Origin of the sequence: Weizmannia sp. FSL K6-3076, assembly GCF_038007245.1 — a bacterium.
GTDB classification, from domain to species: Bacteria; Bacillota; Bacilli; order Bacillales; family Bacillaceae_C; genus Weizmannia; species Weizmannia faecalis.
Window position 1 is genome coordinate 693,812 of sequence record NZ_JBBOWU010000001.1, and the last position, 16,385, is coordinate 710,196.

The following is a 16,385-nucleotide window of genomic DNA, read 5'->3' on the forward strand; positions in this document are numbered from 1 at the left end:
GCTTGCCTCATATCCTTTATTATTGAAAAAGTTTTTCTTGATAAGGAGAAGAGGAAGAACATGGCAGTGTTTTTTAAAGGGGCATTTATGCTGATTGGCGTTGCTTTCATCGGAGAGTGCATTGAATTTTTAACAAATATGGTACTTGCAAATGAACTCGGGGCGCACGGCATGGGGCTGTACATGTCTATTTTGCCGGCCATTTTTTTAATTGTCACCATCGCCAGCATGGAACTGCCCATCTCCATTTCAAAATTTGTTGCGGAACAGGAAGAAAAATATCATCGTGATATGCTGCGGTTTACAATCCGGCTGGCATCTTTGTTTGTCCTGTTGCTCATGGCGGCAGTCGCATTGCTGCTGCCGGCGCTTCCAATTTTCCATCATTACCACCCGTATCTTCGCTGGCTGATCATTGCGCTTATCCCGATGATCGCCTTTTCCTCAATTGCGAGAGGTTATTTTATGGGTGTCCAGCAAATGGGGAAGATTGCTGCTGCCAACTTCCTGAGAAAAATGATGCAGCTTATCCTGCTTGTCTTGCTATTTCATTGGATGGAATTTGACGTGCAAATGTCGATTTTTATCGCGATATGCACACTTGTCGGTAGTGACTTGATTGTGCTGCTGTATCTTTTTCATATGTTTGTGCTGCAAATGCGGACGCTCAAGAAAAAAGAACAGGCTCCAATGGGGGGAAAGGAAATCAGAAGGAGCCTTCTTTCTGTTTCCTTGTCGACAACGGGCATGCGCGTATTTCATGCCGTCACAAATGCGATTGAACCATTTTTTATCAAATGGGTATTGCTTAAATCCGGGATGACGGAGGGGATGGCAAACGAACATTTCGGACTGGTGGCCGGCGTCGCTTTTACGATCGGATTTTTTCCGGCCTTTATTGCCCATTCCCTGTCCACCGTATTAATTCCGACTGTTTCGGAAGCTTATGCCAAAAGAGACGGCATAAAGCTGCAGAAACTGCTTCAGCAGGTGATGATGATGACGTTTCTTTACGGGCTTCCGGCTGTCATTGTCATTCAGGTGTTTTCCGTGCCGCTCACAACTTTGTTTTCCCATTCGGCTGCCGCCGCCGTTTATGTCCGTCTGTTATGGCCGTATTTTCTGTTTCACTATTTTGTCATTCCGATGCAGGCGTTTTTAATCGGCCTCGGCCTGGTCAGGGATGCCCTCGCGCATTTTATTTGGTCAACAATGGTTACGTACTGCCTCATTTATTATCTTGGCTCAAATCCCCAGTACCAAATGGCCGGCGTCATCATCGCTATGAATACGGGAACATTGCTTATCATGATGATGCACTATTTAACGATTTGTAAAAAAATTGAAATCTCCCTGATTCTCCGCAAATCAATGAAACATACTTTTTAACGGTAGATATACGGGTTCCGGCAGGCTTTTTGGATGTTTGTCCGGGTTTGTGAGGGTCCGCGGTAATTCTTGAAAGTTTGTGCAACATAACCCAGCTTGATCGTTTTATAAGGGGGGAACGAGAAAGAATCGAAATTTTTGATAGTAATTTCACATAGAACGGTTCTACGTTAAGGAACAGACGAAAAAATTGGTCAAAAGTTCACATAGAATGGTTCTACGTTAAGGAACAGACAAAAAATCCGGTCAAAAGTTCACGTAAAGTGGTTCTACGTTAAGGAACAGACGAAAAAATTGGTCAAAAGTTCACATAGAATGGTTCTACGTTAAGGAACAGACAAAAAATCCGGTCAAAAGTTCACGTAAAGTGGTTCTACGTTAAGGAACAGACGAAAAAATTGGTCAAAAGTTCACATAGAACGGTTCTACGTTAAGGAACAGACGAAAAAATCGGTCAAAAGTTCACATAGAATGGTTCTACGTTAAGGAACGGACGAAAAATCTGGTCAGAAGTTCACATAGAGCGGTTCTACGTTAAGGAACAGACAAAAAATCCGGTCAAAAGTTCACATAGAGCGGTTCTACGTTAAGGAACGGACGAAAAATCCGGTCAAAAGTTCACATAGAGTGGTTCTACGTTAAGGAACAATGCAAAAATCCGGCCATAAGTTCACATAGAGCAGTTCTACGTTAAGGAACAATGCGAAAATCCAACCAAAAGTTCACGTAGGCACCGTCTAAATAAAGGAAAACAAGGATTTTTGGGGATAAGTTTACGTAAAGGGCCTGTATGTAAAGAGGCACTTGGCCGGTAAAATTTAAAAAAGCCTGTCCGGTATTTCTGGACAGGCTTTTGAAACAGGACTATTTTATAATCAGTACCGGACATTTGGCGAGCTGGGTGACTTTCTGGCTGACGCTGCCAAGCATGAGCCCCTTCAGGTTTCCGAGTCCTCTGCTTCCCATAATGATAAGCTGATAGTTTCCTTCTTCCGCCTTTCTGACAATCTGGGCAGCGGGATCGCCCGTTTCATAAAACTTCTCTATCTCAATTTCTTCCTCTTCAGCAAGAGCGGCGGCTTGGTCTAGCAAATCGTCCCCGTCCCTCTGCTGTTCAGAATAAAGGGTATCTATTGACGCATTTGGCATCCCCTCCGGAATAACCGGATTTTTCTCCACATGGATGACACCGATTTTTGTAAACCTTTCTTTTGCAAAATTCAGTGCGGATTTCAGTGCTTTTTCACTCATTTTTGAACCGTCTATTGCCACAAGAATACGATTAAACATAAAATCATCTCCATCGGCTTTCTTCTCATCAACCTTATCATATCATAAAAAATTGCAACAATTAACAGAGAATACGAGAAAAACACAAAATCTCTGCCCCTTGGGGTGGACAGGCACGGTTTATTTTTTGCGTGTTCGTCGGATATTTTCTGTTTTTTTTCGGAAAAATAAAGGGTATTGAACCATACGAGGTGATATGAAATGAACGAAAACAAAAAGAAATCGCAACGGAAAATGGACAACCCCGAACAATTTGCAACAGAAAACGAAGACATGCATGATAAATTTATGAGTGAACAAACAGTTGACCCGATCCCAATGGAAGACTTGCGAGAAGAAAAGCTTGAAGAAAAAACGGATCATGACAAAAAAACGACTTCTTCAAGCGAAAAAAAGTACAAACCGTAAACCTTGTAAGCAAAGCACCCGCGGGATGGCCGATAAAAACGGAATCCGAATCCCCGGGTGCTTCTAGTATGTTTTTCGCCAAGATTCGAGTGGGTACTGTCGCTTAAAACAATGGAACAGCGATGGATCTGTCTTGCCCGGAGCGGTAGGTTCTAGCCCTTGCAAAACCTTTGGCAAATGCCAATGCAGGTTAGCCTGCTGGAAACCCGTCATAAGGAAACGGAACAGGCAGTTGCAGCACCTGTTCCGTAAATTTTTTTAAAGCCAGCCTCCACCAAGTCATAACTTGCATCTGCTTTTGGTTGCGGCACCTGTTCTGTTTATATGCTTACAGCCAGTTATTGTCATCCGATCCGCTATCCCATCCGCCAAAGTCATTGTCATCATTGGAACTGAAATCAGCCAGATCGAATCCGGCGTCTTGCTGGTCGTTGTCATGTGCGTCATGATCCTCATGGGAACTGAAATGAGCCAAATCAAAACCGGTATCTTGCTGGTCGTGGTCTCCATGATTTCCGTCGTCATGACCGTCATGGCCGTTGTCTTCAAAGTTGCTTAAAGTATCCTGGAGATGGTCAATCTCATCCTGTTGTAAAATATTTTGCTCTTCCAGTTCTTGCAACAGATCGTTGCCATCAAGATTTTGAAAATGCTCGAACTGGTCTAAACCGATTCTGCCCTGTTCCAGTAAATACGTCAGCAATGCACCTGTTGCCATCCCGCCGGCAAACATGCCAAACCGGCCGATTCCGGCATTACCCCCATCGTTCCATCCGGTTTGCTCCGGGTGCGGGTCATAGGCATCCCCATTGTAAATGCTTCTTCGCGGTTCAATGATTTGCGGGCGGTTCCGCTCGATCAAAGGACGGATGATTAAAAAATACACGAGCAAGATAATAATGATAATCCCGATAAACCAACCCAATTTTATTCCCTCCTGATCAAAAGTCATTTTATGCTACATCCAATCATCTTTGTTGCGTATTGTAACGCATTAGAATGAAAATAATCAGGATAAAAGTAGTTGAGATTACGAGAAAGCATGGGGCAGGCGCACCCCATGCTTCTGCCATTTTTAGCCCATCCTGGAAGAGGCGCCCTGCATGTCGATGACTGCTTTTCGTTGGGTAAAATCAATATTTTTATAGTAAGCATTTTTGACTAAAATGTTCGGTCCGAGACATTTGACTTGCGGGCAATGGCAATTCAGCGATTTTGCAATGGGTGTTTCGAGCCATTTTTCAAAGACGTCGGGCAGCCTGTCATGCTGGATATTGCCAAGCGGTGGTGTATCGCCAAAATCCGTGACAATCACATCACCCGTAAAAATATTGACATTCAGGCGGGAGCGGCCGTCCGGATCATTGCGGAGGGTCACATTTTTGCTTTCGTACAATCTTTTCAATAAGGCCTGGTCTTCTGGATTAGGGCTGCACGGATAAAATGGCAGCGTGCCAAACAGCATCCACACGCTTTCATCACGGATATCGAGCAAATGGTGGATGGCTTCTCGAATTTCATCCAAGCTGAGCACTTCAAGATCAGCAGCAAAATCACTTGGGTACATTGGGTGAATTTCGTGCCTTGCACATTTCATTTCTTCGACAATTTGATGATGGATTTGTTCCATATAAGGCAATGTGCGCTTGTTTAACATCGTTTCCGCAGAAACCATCACGCCCATCTCCGACAAGGCGCGGCTGTTTTCCACGATACGCCTGAACAATTTTTCACCGTGCTGATCGCTTGGCTTGATCCGCATGTTGGCAAACCCGCCGTCAATATAATCACGGACAGTTCCCCAGTTGTGGGAAATGTGCAGCACATCGAGATAAGGCGCAATTTGCACATATTTTTCGAGTTTCATTGTTAAGTTGGAATTGATTTGGGTGCGAATCCCTCTTTCATGCGCATATTGTAACAGCGGCAGAACGTAATTTTCAACAGATTTGGTTGACAGCATCGGCTCGCCGCCGGTAATGCTGATGCAGCGCAGTGTGCTGATTTCATCCAGCCGCCTGAGCAGCAGATCAAGCGGCAGCGCATCCGGATCTTTTGGCTGCAGAGTGTAACCGACCGCACAATGTTCGCAGCGCATATTGCATAAAGTGGTCGTTGTGAATTCAATATTCGACAAAGTCAGTTTGCCGTGCGTCGTGATGTCCATGTATGCTTCCCACGGATCGTATTCAGGCGTAATGCTTCGTTGTGTTTCTTCTTTTAACATGTTTGTGCTCCTTTTTCAAAAAGTCAATCCGGGCGCCTGCTTTGCGCATGATTCCACCTCCAAACGGCAGGCCCCTCCTTTTTCTGCTTTTTTCCTATATATGCCATGGTTCATTATAACATGCAGCCTGTTTCTTTTTTCGCAGATTCCATTTCCTGGGCTCCGGGTGTTTTTCGTAAAAAAAGCACGGCAGGAAATTCATTTGTTGATGCTGCCTTCGTTGCAGCAGTGACGGCTGTCTTGAAAAGTTGCGCCGGCTGTTTGTCATTTTTCTCTGATGCAAGGCTCGTTATGGCACGGGCACCTAGACCGACGCCATTCATCCGTTTTGATATTGGATTTTTTTCTTTATAAACTGATTGAACTTTTCTGCTTCATCGCGGATACTGATGTTTTGTTCCCATGACGCAGCGAGATGAAGAGCTTCCTGACTGGAATAAAGGGCGTATGCCAAATCGCCTTTTTTGGCAAATAATCTGGCCATGCCGTAGTGATAGTACATTAACTCAATCGGGTTGGCTTTGTTTTTTTGATAAAGCATCTTTTCAAATGCCGCCGCCGCTTTTTCAAACTGCTGATTTTCCACGTATGCGATGCCGAGATTAAAATAGGCTTCAATCGTCTTTTCCCCGCCGTAAGAATGGCTGATTTGATTAGCAGCTTCATATGCACGGATGGCCTCTTTGTATTTTTTCCGTTCCAAATATAAATCGCCCTGGACTAATAAAACACGGTGCTTGATCATCGGGGTGGAGGGGACCGGAATGACTTTGCCGAGAATGGCCTCTGCCTGATCGGGGTCGCCCGATTTAAGAAGCACCCTTGATTTTAAGGCATGCCCCCAGACCATCAAGTCGCGGGTATCCTCATTGCCAGCATCCAGGCCGGATAGCCGCTTTAGCCCGGCATCAATTTGTGTGAGCGCCTCTTTCAGCTCATTCATTTCCATCAGCGCCCATCCAACCGTATCAATCCGAAAGAAAGCTTCGAGCATGCTTTTTCCCAGTGCAGCAGCAAAATCAGCTGCTTTTCGCCCGTATTCGACCCGTAAAGGCAGATTGACCCGGCTTAAAAAATGGCTGGTACGGACTACGAATTCAATCAATATTTCCTTTTCGTCTGATTGGCTGGCCCATTCCATTACCTTGCGAATGTTTGTCCATTCCTGCTTCAGATCATCGAGATCCCGGCCAAGCAGATAGCGCCAATAGAATATATTGGGCTGTTCCCGTTTTAAATGGGTATCCAAAAAATGGATATAATAGCGAGCCCATCGTTTTCGCGCCTCTTTTTCCAGCTGCCGGTTTTCCGACAAGTGCTGTTCACCGTAAGCAATCACGGTTTGATGCGCGGGGTAGCGCAATTTTCCGTCTGTCCGGTCAGGATGGATCAGCGCATAATTCCGCATTTGTTCAACTGCTGCATAAAAGCCCCTGGCATCTAATCCTGCCGCTGCGGCCCAGGCAGCTTCAACGGGCGGCTTTTCAAAAAAACAGAGCACCTGCCATAAACGGCGGGCTGCTTCATCGATGCGCTTCCATGTTCTCCCGAAAAGAAATTCAAATAACTCCAGTAATGAATACCCGGCGCTTTCGATTTCCTGAATGAGTTGTTCTGCCGGAATGCCGCCGTCGCTGATATAGGCAATACAGAGGGACAGCGCTTTTGGATTCCCGGCGGCCGCTTTGATCAGCTTTGCCTGCATCTCCGGTGTCAGATGCCGCAACTCTTCCTGGTTAGGTGCACTGCCGGTTTGCAAATGTTCGCGGATGACAAATGACAAATATGAAAGTGCCTCTTTTTCGTTTAATCCCTTTAACTTGACAATTGTGAAATTTTGAAAAGCGTCTTTATAATCTTGATTGTAGTTTTCACGGGAAGTCAGCATTGCTTTTACGCCTTGAGGGAGGTTGATAATGAATTCAAGCACCTCTTTTTCAGCGGCGTCCATACTATCCACAATAAGCAGTATCGGCTGTTCCCTGGAAAAAAAGCTGTAAAGCATGCCGCACTGCAAAACGTTTTTCCATGACGGGTTTATCGATTTGTTCTGTCAGTCCAAGCTGGTAAGCGATTGTATTTAAAAAATCATTGAAACTTAACCCTGTTAAATGGGTGCTGAACCAAATGATGCAGTGAAACGCGGGCCACTTATCAGAGACATTTGCCGCTTCTTCACCCGGTTCCCCTGCACAAGCATAAGCGGCTTCAAGGGCGAGCGTCGTTTTTCCCACGCCGGCCCACCCTGTAATGGAACAAACAGGCGAAGGGGAAAGAAGCCAGTGATAGATGGCTTGTAAATCTGATTTTCTACCAATAAAGCGCCCTGACCAGCGTGCGGGCAGGTTGTGCGCGGAAAATTTGTTTTTCTCTTCGCTTTCAAGCACAGCGGCGTTTCCAAACAGACGGGTGATGACCATATTGATTTCCTCAGGCGGGGGTGTACCGATTGTCCCGTTATCGTTCATCGTTTTTGCTTTTTTAAGGCAGGACGCCACCCATGCCGGCAATGCCGGTTCGATGACAGGGATGGAAGTGGTTTCCAGCAATTCCATGAACCACGTTACATTCATGCATCCTTTTTCAAGAATGAGCCAGATGATGCCGAACAGTTTGGCATCCTCGATCCGGCCCGGAATATACTTCGATCCCATTTGGCCGATCCAGCTTTTAACGGTGTTAGGGGATACACCTAGTTTGTATGCGATTTTTTCCATGTAAGATTGCCCGGTTTTGTTGCCGGCTTCTCTATTTGTCTTGTAATCCGGGTGCTGTTTTAAAGCTTTAACACCGGAAGATAGCAGACTGGAAAACTTTTTTTGGTTTTCAAGTTCGGCCAAAGCCTGCACCTCCTTTCCTATATTTTATCAATATAATAACCGATGTCTAAGATTTAAGCATAAAACATACAGTGCGGCTGTCCTTTTATACAGCAACAATAGCTGGTTCCCCTTTCATCCGTTTTGTATGATAAAAATAGTGAAAACAGAATATGCCAAAATGAATGCACTTTCATCACGGTATATTCCGGAAATCCAGTTTTTCAAAGAGAGGGACTTTGAAGATGACAAACCATATACCTGAAACAATGAAAGCAGCAGTGATGCACGGGACACGAAATATTTCGATTGAGACATTGCCTGTTCCGCAAATTGAAGAAAATGAAGTTTTAATTAAAGTCATGGCGGTCGGCATTTGCGGTTCGGATTTACATTATTACGAAACGGGCAGAATTGGAAAATATGTAGTGGACAAGCCGTTTATTCTCGGGCATGAATGTGCAGGGGAAATTGCAGCAGTTGGTTCAAAAGTCCGCCATTTTAAAGTAGGGGACAGAGTCGCTGTTGAGCCAAGTGTCACTTGCGGGCATTGTGAAGCATGTAAAGAAGGGCGTTACAATCTTTGCCCACATGTCCAATTTTTGGCAACCCCTCCTGTAGATGGTGCCTTTTGCCAATATATTAAAATGCGAGAAGACTTTGTGTTCGCCATTCCGGATGCGCTTTCTTATGAAGAGGCTTCTCTTGTTGAACCTTTTTCCGTTGGCATTCACGCAGCCACAAGAACAAAACTGCAACCGGGATCGACCGTAGCGATTATGGGAATGGGTCCGGTCGGTTTAATGGCTGTTGTGGCAGCGAGGGCCTTCGGAGCGTCGAACATTATTGTAACGGACTTGGAACCATTGCGGCTTGAAGCGGCAAAAGAAATGGGCGCTACCTATGCGATCAATATTCGCGAACAAGATCCTTATGAAGCAATTCAAGACATCACCAATGGCAAGGGGGTTGATGTTGCTTGGGAAACAGCAGGTAATCCAGCAGCGCTCCAATCAGCGCTTGCATCTGTATGCCGCGGCGGGAAGCTGGCCATTGTCGGTTTACCGGCTCAAAATGAAATTCCGTTGAACGTCCCATTTATCGCGGATAATGAAATTGATATTTACGGTGTTTTCCGTTATGCGAATACGTATCCAAAAGGCATAAAATTTTTGGCTTCCGGCATCGCGGATGTGAAAAAACTGGTGACGGATCAATATGCCTTGGAAGATACTTATCAGGCGATGGAACGCGCACTGAATTTCAAGAACGAATGCCTGAAAGTCATGATTTATCCGAACAACTGAAAATACTGAGCCGTTCATTTATAACAAGAGCGAGGCATCCCTATTTAGGAAAAGGGTAGTATCATTCGTTCATTTTATAGAAAATGTTTGCAATCTACATGCGCGGGCCGGATGGGTTTCACCGGAAAAATAGGATCGAAATCATGATGGCCTGTAGGATGTCACACGAATCATAGAATGGGGAGGATGATGCGGGCTGGCCGATGAATTTCAAGCCACCCGCATCCATCATCCATTTGCATGTTTGAAGGAAAAGCCGGTACAAAATGTCTGTTTTTCTGCAGGCAGTTGAATGAACGAATCATTGAAAACGCATTCGGAAGTATCACCTATGTTGGTTTCTGATAAAACAGTACGATTCCATGCAGTGGAAAATCAAAAGAGCGCTTCCGGCGGCAGGTTGTCTTTGGACGGAACGAATCGGTTACGGGCTCGGGGATATGTCTTATAATATTATTTTCCAGTTCGTAAACGCCTATCTGTTATTCTATTATACCGATGTGGACGGGATTTCACCTGCTATCATTGGCACTTTGTTCCTTGTTGTGCGCGTTTTGGATGCCGTTTTTGACCCGGTGATGGGCGCCATTATGGATAAGACAAAGAGCAGATGGGGGAAAGCCCGGCCGTACTTATTATGGGCGGCAGTTCCTCTTGCTTTGTTTACTTTTTTATGTTTTACAACGCCCCATTTTAGTGTGGCGGGCAACAGAATTTATGCATACGTGACCTATATTTTGCTCGGGATGTCATTCAGCATGCAGACGATACCGGTAAACAGCCTGACTGCAAGAATGACGGACAATTTACAGGAACGGACATTATTGACAACGATCAGGATGATTTTGGTCTATATCGGAATTCTTCTCTCCATATCTTGTGCAACACCGCTTGCCCAATATTTCGGCGGCGATGACCAGGCAAAAGGATTTCAACTCACGGCGCTTGTTTATGCGGCCGCAAGCTTTGCATTAAATTTGATCAGTTTCCTGACAGTGCGGGAGAGGGTCGCTATAAAACCAGAAAAAAACACGGTGTAAAGAAAACATTGGCCGTCTTGATCCGAAATAAACCTTTGCTCATCCTGGCTTCTTCTTTCCTGGCTTTTGCCGTCGGTTTTAACATTAAATTGACGACAATGGTTTACTACTTCACCTATAATGTCCACCGCAAAGATTTGGTGTTTATGGGGACGCTGTTATTTTTTGGTGCTGCGCTGATCAGCAATATCTTCATCCCCAGCCTGTCCAAAAAATGGGACAGGAAGAACGTCATGATGATTTCGGCAGCCCTTTCCCTGATTTCTTATGTCGGCTTGCAATTTACAGCATATTCCTCCATTCCACTGATTTTGTTTTTACTGTTTGTTTCCGGGTTTTTTACCACCCCGCTGAACACGCTCGCATGGGGGATGCTTGCGGATTGTGTGGACTATGCAGAGTGGAAAACGGGAATCCGCGCAGACGGTGTGGTGATTTCGAGTATGAGTTTTACCAATAAACTGGGTGTTGCGCTCGCCGGTTCGTTTTCAGCGTTCTTTTTAAACAAGGCCGGCTATGTTCCGAATGCAGCCCAGTCCGTTTCATCCCTTCAAGCGATTAAGGACATGAATGCAATCATCCCCGGCATTTTTATTCTGCTGTCTGTTTTGCTGATCAGCTTTTATCCTATTACAGAAAACAGATACAAGAAGATGATGAAAGAACTGGAGCAGAAAAGATGAAACCGTATGTATGGGGATTTTTGGAAGATCAAGGGGCCGGCCGAGATGCCGGTGCCCTTTTCTCCGGTAAAATGCGAGGGCTGCAGCAACCAGCCCTTTTTTGCATGTCCACATCTTCACCGGCGCTTTTCTGTTTCAACATCGAAACGGATTTTGCAAAAATAAAAATTGACATGAAATGCGTTTCATCATTTACACTATAAATACATAAAAATGAGCCTGCTGGCAGGGGCTTGGTTTAAACACTTCCATCCTAAAGCATGGATGCCTGCTGAAAAATCGCAAGTGTTTTAATAGGTGAGGTTATGACAAATATTAGAGACTTGGCGAAAATGGCCGGCGTGTCTGTGACGACCGTCTCCCGTGTGCTGAACAATCATCCGTATGTAAGTGAAGAAAAAAAGAACGCCGTCTTAAAAGCGGTGAAAGCGACCCGGTACCATAAAAACATCAATGCCGTTCATTTAAGTAAAGGGAAAACAAAATTGATCGGGGTCGTTTTGCCGTTTACAGATCATCCTTATTTTGCCCTTTTATTGAAAGGGATCGCAAAGCAGGCGCTTGAGTATAACCATAAACTGCTTTTGTTTCAAACAGACTATATGGAAAGCAGGGAAACGGAAGCCTTACAAATGCTGCAACAAAAGCAAATTGACGGTTTAATCATTTGTTCGCGTGCCTGCAGTATGCGCAAAATTGAAGAATACTTGCCATTCGGGCCGATTGCGCTTTGTGAATGTGTAAAAGGCGGCGAAATATCGTCAACCTATATTGACCACTATAAAATTTTTATGGATGCACTGGAATTTTTGTACCGGAAAGGCCATACGAAAATCGGGTATTGCATCGGCAGGAAATCCGGCACCAACAGCCGGAATCGCGATAAAGCCTACTGGGATTTCCATGAAAAATACCATTTGCCGCACCATCCGGAATATATTTTTGACCAATGCTACGACTACGAGGATGGAGAAAGGGTTTTGAGCCGGGTAAAAGAAATGGACCCGCCTCCTTCGGCATTGCTTGTAACAAGCGACCAGGTTGCAGCGGGGATTGTCATCAGTTGCAACAAACAGCAAATTTCTATTCCGGATGAGCTGGCGATCATCGGATTTGACAATGAACCGATTGCTGGAATGCTGAATATCACAACCATAGATATCCCGCTTGTTGACATGGGCCGGAACCTTGTTCGCCAGGTTTTGACGAAGGAAATTAAAAACAAGGAAATCTCAGCAAAACTCATTGAAAGAGGCACGGTATAGGGATAAAGACTGAGGAAGTTCCATTCAGTTCTGCCGCGTGTAAAGCCCGGCCAACCTCAGCCTGCCAATACAAAAAATTGTACCCGAAACGCCGTCATCAATATGGATGCTTGTGCTTTATCAAACGGGGAGGGAGAAAAGTGAATATACTGGAAGATGCAAAGGCCATGGTTTTAGAACTGTATGCCAGTTTGTGCAGTAAAGTAGGCGATCAACCATTAGAGAAGGTTGTAGAGGTGATTGGCCGGTCGAACCGTTTGTTTTTGGCGGGAACGGGCTGTTCGGAAATGATCCTCCGTGTCTTTGCCAACAGGCTGGTCCATTTGGGGTTCCGGGTTGGGATGATCGGCGATTTGATTTCACCTGTTCCTGAAAAAGGGGATACCATCCTGTTCAGCTCAAAATCGGGAGAAAATCCTACTTTATTGAATGCCGCCCGAAAAGCCAGGCTCCACGGCATAAAAATGGTGGCCATCACGGCTTCTCCTGAATCAACTCTTGCAAAAATGGCGGATGTGACGGTTTTGTTGCCGGACGAATCGTCTGAATTTGAAAGCATAAAACAGGCCGGCCCCACCCCGGAAAGAATCGGAACCTTATTTGAACTGCTGAGTTTTTTGATTTATGCTGTCATTACAGCATCTTTAATGAAAAAACGGCATCCTGAAAATGAGTATGCTTGAAATAGAACGGGAAAGGATTATGAAGAATATGAAGCAACAAAGCGTGATTTTTTTTGATATCGACGGGACTTTGCTGACACATGAGAAGAAGCTGCCTGTCACAACCAAAAAAGCGATAGATAAGCTGAAAAGCGATGGTCATGTCACAGCCATTGCAACGGGCAGGGCCCCGTTTATGTTTGAAGATTTGCGGAAAGAACTCGGGATGGATACGTTTGTAAGTTATAACGGGCAATATGTTGTTATGAACGGAGAGGTATTGTTTAAAAATCCGTTAAACAGGCAATCGCTTGAAGAATTGACTGCATATGCCCTTTCCCACCAGCATCCGCTTGTCTACATGGACCATGAAGACATGAAGGCCAATGTGCCAAACCACGAGGATATTGAAAAAAGCATTGCGTCTTTGAAAATTGGCCGGTTGCCTGCGTATGACCCGCATTATTATAAAGGGCGTGAATTGTACCAGGCGCTCCTGTTCTGTTCAGAAGGGGAAGAGAAACAGTATGAACAGGCGTTTCCGGATTTTGAATTTATCCGGTGGCATCCGCTTTCCGTCGATGTTTTGCCAAAAGGCGGGTCAAAAGCGAGAGGAATTAAAAAGATTGTTGAAAAATTGGGCTTTCCTCCAGAACGCCAATATGCGTTTGGCGACGGGTTAAATGATATTAAAATGCTGTCCATGATTAAAAACAGTGTGGCAATGGGAAATGCGGAAGAAAAGGTAAAGGCCGCCGCCAAATATATTACAAAATCGGTGGAGGATATGGGCATTCCCCACGGTCTGCAAATTGTAGGGCTGTTATAACCTGTACAGAGCTAGCTGAATAAGCAAACTGCTTAGATTTGGCAAGGATGCTGACAGCTTTGGCAACCATTTAAATGCTAGTTTTACAACAAATCCGGTGAAAAGCTTGCACTCGTAAGCCAAATCAGATAAAATCACCCATTTCTGCAAAAGAATTCTGCTATATTTTGAGACAGAGCTTGCAGACAAACTCAGAATTGGATTCGTTCAGCAAGCCCTAAATAAAGGTGTCACGTTTACTGTGGCAGGAACGTCTATGCCGTTTTTGGGCATTTAAAAAAATACACAAAAAAGAAGCGCCGGCAAAACTATTCTCTTCCGGACGCTTCTTTTTCTTGGCTGATTTTGCTGAAGTATGCATATTCTGTTTCAAGTTCCGTCAATGTCAGGGTGAAAAGCTGCTTGTCATCTTCCTGATAGGCGCCAAGAGCAATCAGCTGTTCTATCAAATATTGCCGTTTTTTCTCTATCGCGTGCCGTAGAAAATTTTTCAAATGAGCATCCTCCCATTCTTTTGGAGCATGATTTAAAACTCATCATATTTCCGTACGGGTTTCGATATGCGCAATTTCTTGAACAAATAATGAACATTGGGCCGCAATCCATTCTTTTTCATGATCCATTGTTGCGACATGATAAGAGTTGCGGAGCGGTACGATTTTTTTCCGGCTGGCATGAATATGCGCGGCAATATACTCTGTATTTTCAGGAGGCACGACATGGTCTTCTGTTGATTGGAACAAAAGTGCGGGGCAATGGATGGCGGAGAGGTTTTCCCGCGTTTCCCACATCACGGACAGAAGCTCACGGATGGAAGCCACCGGCACTTTTTCATATGAAATTTCATGCACGCCCGCTGCTTTAATATCCGGCGGGCCCTCTTGAATAAACCGTCCTTTCGCCAGGCATTTTTCCAGTTCAGGAATGCTTTGGATAGCCGCGTTGATACACACTATTCCCCGGATATCCGGGTGTTTTTCCGCGAGATGCAAAGCCAGTGTGCCACCCATTGACTGGCCAATAACAAAAATATCATGGCAATGCCGTTTCAGCAGCTGATAACCTTCTTCAAGGCTAGCAATCCAGTCTTTGTAAGTGCAGCGTTCCATGTCCAGGATATGCGTCCCGTGTCCCTTTAATCTTGGCGCGCAAACCGTAAACCCGTCCGATGCCAGTGCCTCTCCCAAAAAGCGGACGCTCTGCGGGGTGCCGTTGAATCCATGCGAGATGAGAATGCCAATTTCATTTCCTTTTATAAAAAAGGATTCTGCACCCGAAAGAACGGGATAGTATTCATGCATAAAAAAGCTCCTTCCTAACATTTATATGGTCAGTGAATTTAAAATGTTAACATAATTTTAAACCAATTAATCCTAGTTGTAAAGTATGTTTTAACGGTAAAATGGAATAGAATAGGTAAAAAAACAGAAGGAGGCAAAAGAGGCTGGTCTTATGTCAAGAAAGTAGACACATAGATTTGAGATATTTTTATTTAAAACCCCTACCGCACTTCGTTTGGTTAGGCATCAGAAATGATCAATCGAAAGGCGTGATTGATCATCTCTGACGCCGTAAGAGGAATTTGAGTAATTTATGAGATATTTTCTTCTGTTAATTGCTGGTGCTTCCTCTCAAATTGGTTGGGTGAGACATACCCTAAGGTGGAGTGCTTTCGCCGTTCATTGTAAAAACTGCTAATATAGTAATTTATAGCTCTCATTGCCGCAGCCCTGGTTTCAAAGCGCCTCCTGTGTATTAAATCCTTCTTGATAGTGGCGTGAAAAGATTCGATACAAGCATTGTCGTATGGATCTCCTTTTCTGCTCATGCTGATTTGTATTCCGTTTGCTTTTAGAATATCTGTATATTCTTTGGAACAATACTGGGATCCTCTGTCTGAATGATGGACCAGCCCTTCCCCAGGTTGCCTTGAAGTAATCGCCATATTCAATGCTTGGATTGGCAACTCTTTTTTCATACGTCCGCCCATACGCCATCCCACTATTTTCCTCGAAAACAAGTCCATCACGGATGATAAATATACCCAGCCCTCAAGCGTCCAGATATAAGTAATATCCACCACCCAAACCTGATTCGGCCCTTCTGTTTTAAACTGGCGTTTGAGAAGATTAGGATAAATCTTCATATCGTGATTGGAATCTGTTGTAACAACGAACTTTTCTTTAGACGAGGCTGACAAACCCATTTCCTTCATCAAACGGGCTACTGTTTTTTGGGAAATGGTATAGCCCCATTCAACCAGGTCATTGTGTACTCTTGGACTCCCATACGTCCCCTGGCTCTCATGAAAAGACTTGCTTATTTTCTGTCGAATTTCTTTCAGATAAGCCTCTTTTTTTGATGGCCCCTGGTTGCGCAACCACTTGTAATATCCACTTTTAGAAACCTCCAGGACTTTACACATCTTCACGACTGAATGTTCATCATAATGAGCTTGAATAAACC

General features: G+C 44.6%; 12 protein-coding genes and 2 pseudogenes. 7 read left to right on the top strand and 7 right to left on the bottom strand.

Features of this window, described 5'->3' with window-relative positions:
* Nucleotides 1–60: 60 nt before the first annotated feature.
* The gene (locus NSS95_RS03095; protein ID WP_061565703.1) at nt 61–1,389 is read left to right on the top strand and encodes a polysaccharide biosynthesis protein; all 1,329 of its coding nucleotides are present in this window, start codon (nt 61–63) and stop codon (nt 1,387–1,389) included.
* Nucleotides 1,390–2,253: 864 nt separating this feature from the next.
* Here the strand turns inward: NSS95_RS03095 and NSS95_RS03100 are convergent.
* Nucleotides 2,254–2,679: a universal stress protein gene (locus tag NSS95_RS03100; protein WP_014095974.1), complete on the bottom strand. Its 426-nt coding sequence runs from the start codon at nt 2,677–2,679 to the stop codon at nt 2,254–2,256.
* 201 nt (nt 2,680–2,880) lie between these two features.
* Here NSS95_RS03100 and NSS95_RS03105 point away from each other — a divergent pair, with 201 nt between their 5' ends.
* Nucleotides 2,881–3,087, top strand: a complete 207-nt coding sequence (locus NSS95_RS03105; protein WP_014095973.1) for a hypothetical protein — start codon at nt 2,881–2,883, stop codon at nt 3,085–3,087.
* 328 nt (nt 3,088–3,415) lie between these two features.
* Here NSS95_RS03105 and NSS95_RS03110 read toward each other — a convergent pair whose 3' ends face one another.
* From NSS95_RS03110 to NSS95_RS03120, 3 genes and pseudogenes are all read right to left on the bottom strand, one after another.
* Nucleotides 3,416–4,012: a hypothetical protein gene (locus NSS95_RS03110; protein ID WP_035189883.1), complete on the bottom strand. Its 597-nt coding sequence runs from the start codon at nt 4,010–4,012 to the stop codon at nt 3,416–3,418.
* Between the two features lie 150 nt (nt 4,013–4,162).
* A complete protein-coding gene (yfkAB, locus tag NSS95_RS03115) occupies nt 4,163–5,314 on the bottom strand; it encodes a radical SAM/CxCxxxxC motif protein YfkAB (RefSeq protein WP_014095971.1) in 1,152 nt (383 codons plus the stop codon).
* A gap of 319 nt (nt 5,315–5,633) precedes the next feature.
* Nucleotides 5,634–8,154 (bottom strand): annotated as a pseudogene (locus tag NSS95_RS03120) (tetratricopeptide repeat protein).
* A 224-nt stretch (nt 8,155–8,378) separates the two neighbouring features.
* Here NSS95_RS03120 and NSS95_RS03125 point away from each other — a divergent pair.
* From NSS95_RS03125 to NSS95_RS03145, 5 genes and pseudogenes are all read left to right on the top strand, one after another.
* Nucleotides 8,379–9,440 (top strand): NAD(P)-dependent alcohol dehydrogenase, encoded by a 1,062-nt coding sequence (locus tag NSS95_RS03125; RefSeq protein ID WP_017551353.1) that lies wholly within the window; start codon nt 8,379–8,381, stop codon nt 9,438–9,440.
* A gap of 331 nt (nt 9,441–9,771) precedes the next feature.
* Nucleotides 9,772–11,163: pseudogene (locus NSS95_RS03130) on the top strand (MFS transporter).
* 305 nt (nt 11,164–11,468) lie between these two features.
* Nucleotides 11,469–12,428 carry a LacI family DNA-binding transcriptional regulator gene (locus tag NSS95_RS03135; RefSeq protein WP_017551352.1) on the top strand — a complete coding sequence of 320 codons (960 nt, stop codon included), beginning with the start codon at nt 11,469–11,471 and terminating at the stop codon, nt 12,426–12,428.
* A 140-nt stretch (nt 12,429–12,568) separates the two neighbouring features.
* Nucleotides 12,569–13,111: an SIS domain-containing protein gene (locus NSS95_RS03140; RefSeq protein ID WP_017551351.1), complete on the top strand. Its 543-nt coding sequence runs from the start codon at nt 12,569–12,571 to the stop codon at nt 13,109–13,111.
* Nucleotides 13,112–13,139: 28 nt separating this feature from the next.
* A complete protein-coding gene (locus NSS95_RS03145; protein WP_017551350.1) occupies nt 13,140–13,919 on the top strand; it encodes a Cof-type HAD-IIB family hydrolase in 780 nt (259 codons plus the stop codon).
* A gap of 308 nt (nt 13,920–14,227) precedes the next feature.
* Here the strand turns inward: NSS95_RS03145 and fbpA are convergent, their stop codons facing one another.
* From fbpA to NSS95_RS03160, 3 genes are all read right to left on the bottom strand, one after another.
* A complete protein-coding gene (gene fbpA, locus NSS95_RS03150) occupies nt 14,228–14,413 on the bottom strand; it encodes a Fur-regulated basic protein FbpA (RefSeq protein ID WP_014095964.1) in 186 nt (61 codons plus the stop codon).
* Nucleotides 14,414–14,455: 42 nt separating this feature from the next.
* Entirely contained in the window at nt 14,456–15,220 is a 765-nt protein-coding gene (locus NSS95_RS03155) for an alpha/beta hydrolase (protein ID WP_014095963.1), read from the bottom strand.
* 290 nt (nt 15,221–15,510) lie between these two features.
* The gene (locus NSS95_RS03160) at nt 15,511–16,380 is read right to left on the bottom strand and encodes an IS3 family transposase (protein ID WP_235601147.1); all 870 of its coding nucleotides are present in this window, start codon (nt 16,378–16,380) and stop codon (nt 15,511–15,513) included.
* Between the last annotated feature and the right edge of the window lie 5 nt (nt 16,381–16,385).

Coding starts and splice junctions, on each gene's coding strand:
- NSS95_RS03105 (WP_014095973.1), top strand. CDS start 2,881: ATGAACGAAAACAAAAAGAAATCGCAACGGAAAATGGACAACCCCGAA.
- NSS95_RS03155 (WP_014095963.1), bottom strand. CDS start 15,220: ATGCATGAATACTATCCCGTTCTTTCGGGTGCAGAATCCTTTTTTATA.
- NSS95_RS03095 (WP_061565703.1), top strand. CDS start 61: ATGGCAGTGTTTTTTAAAGGGGCATTTATGCTGATTGGCGTTGCTTTC.
- NSS95_RS03125 (WP_017551353.1), top strand. CDS start 8,379: ATGACAAACCATATACCTGAAACAATGAAAGCAGCAGTGATGCACGGG.
- yfkAB (WP_014095971.1), bottom strand. CDS start 5,314: ATGTTAAAAGAAGAAACACAACGAAGCATTACGCCTGAATACGATCCG.
- NSS95_RS03135 (WP_017551352.1), top strand. CDS start 11,469: ATGACAAATATTAGAGACTTGGCGAAAATGGCCGGCGTGTCTGTGACG.
- NSS95_RS03145 (WP_017551350.1), top strand. CDS start 13,140: ATGAAGCAACAAAGCGTGATTTTTTTTGATATCGACGGGACTTTGCTG.
- NSS95_RS03100 (WP_014095974.1), bottom strand. CDS start 2,679: ATGTTTAATCGTATTCTTGTGGCAATAGACGGTTCAAAAATGAGTGAA.